The sequence below is a fragment of the Synechococcus sp. 63AY4M2 genome (assembly GCF_002760475.1).
In the GTDB taxonomy this organism is placed as follows: Bacteria; Cyanobacteriota; Cyanobacteriia; order Thermostichales; family Thermostichaceae; genus Thermostichus.
Genome location: NZ_AXUX01000001.1, coordinates 2,082,976 through 2,089,475 on the forward strand (window position 1 = coordinate 2,082,976; position 6,500 = coordinate 2,089,475).

Sequence of the window (6,500 nt, forward strand, 5' to 3'; positions counted from 1 at the left end):
GAAGTAAGTCGCCAGGGGATCCCTGCAGGCTTGCTTTCGAGGCAGGAGTTGAGGTTGTGATGACGGATGCCTCTGGGTCAGAACGATTGAAGCGAACCAAGGATATTTCTGAGAGTACACCGCCTTCATCTCTTCCGGATCACCTGATCCGGGCTACGGCGGCGGAGGGCAAGATTCGGGTGGTGGGCTTGGTGTCCACCCAGGCAGTCCAGGAAGCGCGGGAGCGGCACAAGCTCTCCTATGTGGCGACAGTGGCGCTGGGGCGGGCTATGAGTGCAGCCCTGTTGCTGGCGGCCAACCTGAAGCGACGCCAGGCGCGGATCAACCTGCAACTGAAGGGAAATGGCCCCTTGGGCGGCATCTACGTAGATGCCGGCATGGACGGCACGGTACGCGGCTATGTGAGCAACCCTGCCATTGAACTTCCTCTCACCCCTGAGAGCAAGTTGGATGTGGGTCAGGCCGTTGGGCGTTACGGCTACCTCCATGTGCTGCGGGACTTGGGCTACGGCCAGCCTTACACCAGTGCTGTGGAACTGGTTTCGGGAGAGGTGGGAGATGATATCAGCTACTACCTCTCCTCCTCGGAGCAGATCCCTTCGGCAGTTCTTTTGGGGGTGAACCTCGATTCCCAGCGGGTGCGCGCCGCCGGTGGAGTGCTGATGCAGCTCATGCCGGGAGCGCCAGCCAGTCTGATCCCGGAGATGGAGGCCCGTTTGGCCAAAGTAGAGGAATTCAGCCCAATGCTGGCCTACGGCGGCGGTTTGCGGGAGCTGTTGCAAATTTGCCTGGGCGACTTGGATCTCAAGATCGCGCCGGAGGTGCGCACCATCCGCTTCTATTGCCAGTGCAATTCCGACCGGGTGAAGGGGGCGCTGCGCATGTTGGGGCGGGACGAGCTCATCGACATGATCCGCACCGATAAGGGAGCAGAGGCGGTTTGCCAGTTCTGCAACGAGGTCTACCGCATCTCAGAGGATGAGCTGCGCTCGATTGTGGCGGAGATGTCGGCAAACCCATAGCACCCCGTGATGGCAGAATAATCGCCAGGTACGGGATCCCTGCTCTCCTATGTCCTCTGAGCCTGCTGCCCCTGAGCTCTCGGTTGTCATCCCCTGCAAAAATGAGGCGGACAACCTGGAACATTTGTTCGAGCGCCTGCGCCTAACCTTGGATCCGTTGGGGATCCCCTACGAGATCATCTGTGTCAACGACGGCAGCGAGGACGACACGCTGGAAAAGCTGATCGCTTTCCATCGTCAGGATCCCCGCATCAAGGTGGTGAACCTCTCCCGCGGTTTTGGCAAGGAAATTGCCCTCACCGCCGGCTTGGACTACGCTGCGGGCAGAGCCGTTGTGCCCATCGACGCCGACCTGCAGGATCCCCCGGAGTTGATCCCGGAGATGCTGCAGCAGTGGCGGCAGGGGTATCAGGTGGTGTATGCGGTGCGCCGCAGCCGCCGGGGAGAGAGCTGGCTCAAGCGCTTGACGGCCAACGGGTTTTATTGGGTCATCGACCAGCTCAGCCAGGTGCGGATCCCGCGCAATACCGGGGACTTTCGGCTATTGGATCGGCAGGTGGTGGACGCCATCAGGCAACTGCGGGAGCGCACCCGCTTTATGAAAGGGATCTTTGCCTGGGTGGGCTATCGTCAGGTGGCCATTTTTTACGACCGCGCCCCCCGTTTTCGCGGCAAAAGCCAGTGGAACTACTGGCGGTTGTGGAACCTGGCCATAGAAGGCATTACCTCTTTTAGCTCTTGGCCGTTGCGGGTGTGGAGCTATCTGGGCTTGGGGATTTCCGTGCTGGCTTTGCTGTACGGCCTTTTTCTGATCATCCGCACTTTGCTGTTTGGCTCTGATGTGCCCGGCTACGCCTCTTTGGCGGTGATGACCTTGTTTTTGGGCGGGATCCAGTTGATCAGCCTGGGCGTAATTGGAGAGTATCTGGGCCGCGTTTTTGAAGAGGTGAAAGGCCGGCCACTGTACCTAGTCCAAGGCGCCTTTGGGTTCGAGACCTCAGGACATTCGCCTTCTCCAGGATCCTATCCTGTTTGCAGCTCGGGCTCGCTGCCCACTCAAAAGCCGGGATGAAAAGCTCTTATGCTCTTATTCCCACCTCATTTTTCTGGGTTCTGCGTCCGGCATATTCTTGGTACTCGCGCACAAAGATCTCCTGCATCTCTTTCTGGGAAAGCTGGATTCCTTGGATTTCGGCGCGGGCGATGGCCTTCATCAGCTCAATATAGGCCAGGCCAAGGGAAAGGGTCAGGGTAGCGGCTGTGGTGGATTGGATGATGCCGCCTGCCAGGGATCCCACGCCGGGGATCAGCTTCAGCAGGTTCGAGACAATGGCCCGCCCGGTCACCACTGCGCCCCCAACGCCTGCCAAAGCCGCCATCAAAGAGTAATAAAAAGAAGGGGAAGCTTTGTAGCCGAAGATAAAGCTGATATTGGCAATCATGCCAATCTGAGCAGCCACCAACAGAGGGGCATCGGCAAAAGGAAGGGGGGTTGCCCCAATAAAGGCCGCGCTGGCCACATAGCCCGATACATACTTAAAAGCAGCATCGGCTTTGAGATCTACCCGCAGCAATTGCTGGCGGATAAAGGCAAGGCGAGCCACTTCCGGCAGCAGCTCCAAGGTGCAGCCGATCAGATGCTCCAGCCCGTGGGCGGGGATGGTGAGTTGCCGGTTAATGACCTTGTCCTTAGCCAAAAGAGGAACAATGTAGCGAACAGGGAGATTTTGGCGCTGCAAATACTGGAAAAACTCGCTCTCTTCCGGATTGGGGTATTCCAGGCATTGAGTTAAAACCAAGATGACCGGCACATCTTTGAGTTCCAGTTCCCTCAGCCACCTGCGCTCGGTTTCCTCCAGCCGCTTCAGCTCGTGGTGGATGCAATACCAAACAATGTGAATGTGATGTTCAGGATCCTTGAGGCGCAGCTCGTCGATTAGTTGGGCCACCTCGAGGCGGATCTGAGTATTCTGCTCGCCGGCCAACTCCATGCCAGGCGTATCGTAGATGGTGATCGGGCAACCTTGCTTGGAATATTGGCGAATGTGGCGGGTGACGGGGCTGCCGACGCCGGTGCGGGCCAGCTCATCTTTAAACACCGCGTTGACCAAAGTGCTCTTGCCCACCCCGCTTTTGCCGATCACCAGGACGTTGCAATGGCCCATTTCGGCCTCCGCTTCCAGCAGGCTCTGTTTGAACAGGTGGCGTTTGAACAGGTGGCCGGCCGAATCTTCTAGATCTCCCTGTTGCCCCCGAGCTCGCGCAACCGTTTGATGGGTTAGGCGAATCAGTTTTTCTATCCAGGAGCGGCTTTCCGGCTCCGTTTGAGACATGCTCCATCCCCAAGTACGGGATCAACTGGGCTAACGCTCCCAGTCTAGTGTAAATCGCGAAGGGATGCGACTCCTCCCTGACCGGCCCACCGGTTTTGCTACAACCAGCACTTTATTGAGAGCTGTTCACAAGAAGCGCCGAGTTGGACTATGCTGGGGTGGGGACAGCCCCAAGATCTCCTGGATCGACTCAATCAAGTAGACTGGGTAGATAGCTGTGTCCTCTTTACCTTGGAGAACCTTGCCCTATGTCCGAAACCGCAACCTTGCGCCAGGCCTTCAACAGCGTGCGCAACAACCCTGTCTCCCTCGGCCTGGAGGTGACCCAGCCGATCTGCGAGGGGATGAACGCCCTTCTGGCCAGCTTCCAAGGGTTGTACTTGCAATACCAGAAGCATCACTTCGTAGTGGAGGGCACCGAGTTCTACCCGCTGCACCAGTTATTCAAGGATCACTACGAGCAGGTGAGGGAACATGTTCACGACCTGGGAGAACGCCTTGAAGGTCTAGGGGGTGTGCCGGTAGCCACCTTTGCCACCTTGGCTCGCCTCTGCTGCTTTACCCCTGAGCCGGATGGCGCTTTTGAGGCGCGGCAAATGCTGAAGAACGATCTGGCCGCGGAGCAGGCCATCATTGATCTGCTGCGGCGTCAGGCCGCTCAAGCGGAAAGCCTAGGGGATCGCGCCACCCGCTACCTCTACGAGCAGATCTTGCTGAAGACGGAAGACCGGGCCTTCCACCTCAGCCACTTCCTGGCCAACGACAGCCTGGTGTTTGGCTTGATGGACGGCAGAGCCTAGTCGGGATCCAGGGCAGGCCCGTCAGGTCGGCGAGCCTGCTACCCTCTCTGCGCTGGCTTTTGTTTTTCTTGTAAGCATTTATTGAGAACTACTCTCCCTAGTAGCTTTCCAGGTCTACTCTTATTGATGAGGCGTTGCTTCTGGCCATGAACTTTGTATCTTCTGGGAGCGGCTATTGTTTGCAGATCCCCTTGGGGGAGCGCTGGCGCATTGGGCGGCGGCTGGTGGAGTTGGGGATCCCAGCGGTTTGTACGGGAGAGGGTCATTTGCAGGTGCAGGTGGACACGCCTTTGGCTCTGGTGCAGGTGCGCAGCGTGATCCGCCAATACACGGCGCGGCGGCGGGAGTTATTGGACAGCCTAGAGATATGTTGGCAGCTCAACGCTGGGGGACAAGATGAGCAAGTTGGCTAAGCAAAGGATCCCGTTTGAGGCAGAGGGCCAGTTCCTGGGATTTCTTCCCGATAAGGATGGCAAGCTCAAGTACTTGCGCTGGCAGGCCGGGGCAGAAGTGTTTGCCGGCAAGATCCCCAAGCCGCTGCGTTCTGAGCTCTACCGCAGCCTCAAACCCGGAGATAGGCTTCAGATCGCCGGGGAGCGGGAGGTGGATCCATTCAAGGGGCGAGAGAAATGGGTGCTCTGCCGCGTGGTTCCTGTCCAGGCTTCCCCCAAGGCCGCTCCCGGAGCGGAGGAAGGGAGGAAAGGCGTTGTCTTGGTCTGTCAGAAGTCTGATTGCTGTCGGCGGGGGGCGATGGCGGTGATGCAGGCTCTGCAGGCCCACTTGGCGGCCTACCCGGAGACCATCCGGGTGCAGGGAGTGGGCTGCATGAAAGATTGCAAACGGGGGCCCAACGTGGTGTTCCTGCCCGACAAGGCTCGCTACAGCGGCGTTTCTCCGCAAGGGATCCCGGCTTTGTTGCAGCGGCACTTTCCGCTGGCAGACCCAGTTCCTTCTCCTTGAGCGGCAACGTCGCCTGCTGCTAAGGGATCTAATCCTGGACGCAGACAACCTGCTGGGTTTGGGCAGACCGCTCGGCGGCCTCGGCCACAGCTAGGGCGTGGAGTATCTTCTCCGGATCCACGTAGAGAGGGCTGCCGCAGCGCAGGTGAGCCAGCACCATGCGGGTATCTTGCTCAAACAGGCCGTGGCGAGATCCGGTCTCCAGGGGATGGGCGCTGCCAGGGCGCAACAGGGTCGCCTCTTCGCCGTTGATCAGCAGGCCCCCCCGCTGGCCATGGAACTCCAATAGGCGCTGGGAGCACCACAGGGAGTCCCCTTTGCCATAGGTCAACACCGCCAGCAGCCCACTGGCAAAACTTAGGTGGGCTGTGCAGTAGCAACTGCTGTAGCGGTGGGGCAAGTCTGGACCGTCGTAGCGCAGTTGACAGCTCACCCGCTCTACCTTTCCCAACAAGTCCACCAGGCGGTGGATGCGGGAGACAGCCCCTGTGAGGGGGAAGCCAAACTGGTCGGGCCGATAAGTCCAGCGGTCGGGGGCAGGGTGGGTGGCAGTGAGGGTAATGTAGCGAACGGCAAACAACTTGCCCAGCCCTGCCAGCTCCCGTCTCAGCAACTGGTGAACGCCGCTGAGGAGCTCTATGTGCTCTACGTGCAACAGCAACTGCCGTTCCGCTGCCAATTGCACCAGGGAGCGAGCTTCGGCAACGCTCAGGGCCAGGGGATATTCCACAACGGTGTGGATCCCGGCCTCCAGGGCGGCACGGGCGATGGCCGCATGATCCCGATTGATGGTGCTAACAAACACCAAATCCAGCGGCTGCTCGCAGAACAGGGAAGACCAGTCGGAATAGGCCGCCGCCCCAAACTCGGCGGCAAAAGCAGCACTTCGCTCAGGGGTTCGGCCAGCAACTGCCACAATCTGCACCTGCCCATCTTTGCGCAAGGCTTCTGCCCGTGAGCGAGCTGCATAGCCAGTGCCAATGATCCCCACCCGCAAGGCCTGTTTCCTTCCCCTGCTTGTCTCTTTCTGTAGCATTACACAAAAGGATAGCTTGGTAGCCCCGTACTTGGGTGCGAGGCGGAAAAGCCCTTGAGCCACTTTAGTTGCTTCTTTTAGTACAGAGCTTCTCCAGGAAAACGACCTACTGCGGTGCAAAACCCGCGCGGCAATAACTAACCTGGAGGAACTTAAGTCCGAAGTAAGCAGAACTTTGAGGTTATGCCTCAAAGGACTGTCTAGGGGCGTCTTGACAGCGCCTTTGCGAGTCCATTTTGGGCTGCGTAAGAATCCCCTGGGTGGGAGTGTCAAAGAAGAGATCCCTTCCACCACCGCCCCAGGGATCTCCCTTTCTCCAGCTTGTTGGGGAAAATCCCTGGCTCCAGCC

General features: G+C 58.9%; 7 protein-coding genes. 5 read left to right on the top strand and 2 right to left on the bottom strand.

Going from position 1 to position 6,500, the window contains the following annotated elements; genetic code table 11:
* Positions 1–59: 59 nt before the first annotated feature.
* Together hslO and SYN63AY4M2_RS09285 are read left to right on the top strand one after the other, a co-directional pair.
* Positions 60–1,022 (top strand): Hsp33 family molecular chaperone HslO, encoded by a 963-nt coding sequence (hslO, locus tag SYN63AY4M2_RS09280; protein ID WP_011431262.1) that lies wholly within the window; start codon positions 60–62, stop codon positions 1,020–1,022.
* 49 nt (positions 1,023–1,071) lie between these two features.
* Complete coding sequence (locus SYN63AY4M2_RS09285; protein WP_011431261.1) at positions 1,072–2,094, top strand: glycosyltransferase family 2 protein; 1,023 nt, start codon at positions 1,072–1,074, stop codon at positions 2,092–2,094.
* Between the two features lie 7 nt (positions 2,095–2,101).
* On the opposite strand, the gene SYN63AY4M2_RS09290 is transcribed toward SYN63AY4M2_RS09285, so the two are convergent.
* Positions 2,102–3,355, bottom strand: a complete 1,254-nt coding sequence (locus tag SYN63AY4M2_RS09290; protein WP_011431260.1) for a GTPase — start codon at positions 3,353–3,355, stop codon at positions 2,102–2,104.
* Positions 3,356–3,603: 248 nt separating this feature from the next.
* Between SYN63AY4M2_RS09290 and SYN63AY4M2_RS09295 the strand changes: the two genes are divergently transcribed.
* The 3 genes from SYN63AY4M2_RS09295 (at position 3,604) to SYN63AY4M2_RS09305 (ending at position 5,115) form a co-directional block, all read left to right on the top strand.
* Positions 3,604–4,155: a Dps family protein gene (locus SYN63AY4M2_RS09295; RefSeq protein WP_011431259.1), complete on the top strand. Its 552-nt coding sequence runs from the start codon at positions 3,604–3,606 to the stop codon at positions 4,153–4,155.
* Positions 4,156–4,301: 146 nt separating this feature from the next.
* Positions 4,302–4,568 (top strand): Asr1405/Asl0597 family protein, encoded by a 267-nt coding sequence (locus tag SYN63AY4M2_RS09300; RefSeq protein WP_041438578.1) that lies wholly within the window; start codon positions 4,302–4,304, stop codon positions 4,566–4,568.
* Positions 4,552–5,115, top strand: a complete 564-nt coding sequence (locus tag SYN63AY4M2_RS09305) for a (2Fe-2S) ferredoxin domain-containing protein (RefSeq protein ID WP_041438576.1) — start codon at positions 4,552–4,554, stop codon at positions 5,113–5,115. The genes SYN63AY4M2_RS09300 and SYN63AY4M2_RS09305 overlap by 17 nt, the downstream gene beginning before the upstream one ends.
* Before the next feature lie 28 nt (positions 5,116–5,143).
* Here the strand turns inward: SYN63AY4M2_RS09305 and SYN63AY4M2_RS09310 are convergent, their stop codons facing one another.
* On the bottom strand, positions 5,144–6,106 hold the full coding sequence (locus SYN63AY4M2_RS09310) for a Gfo/Idh/MocA family oxidoreductase (RefSeq protein ID WP_228375523.1): 963 nt from the start codon (positions 6,104–6,106) through the stop codon (positions 5,144–5,146).
* Positions 6,107–6,500 lie beyond the last annotated feature (394 nt).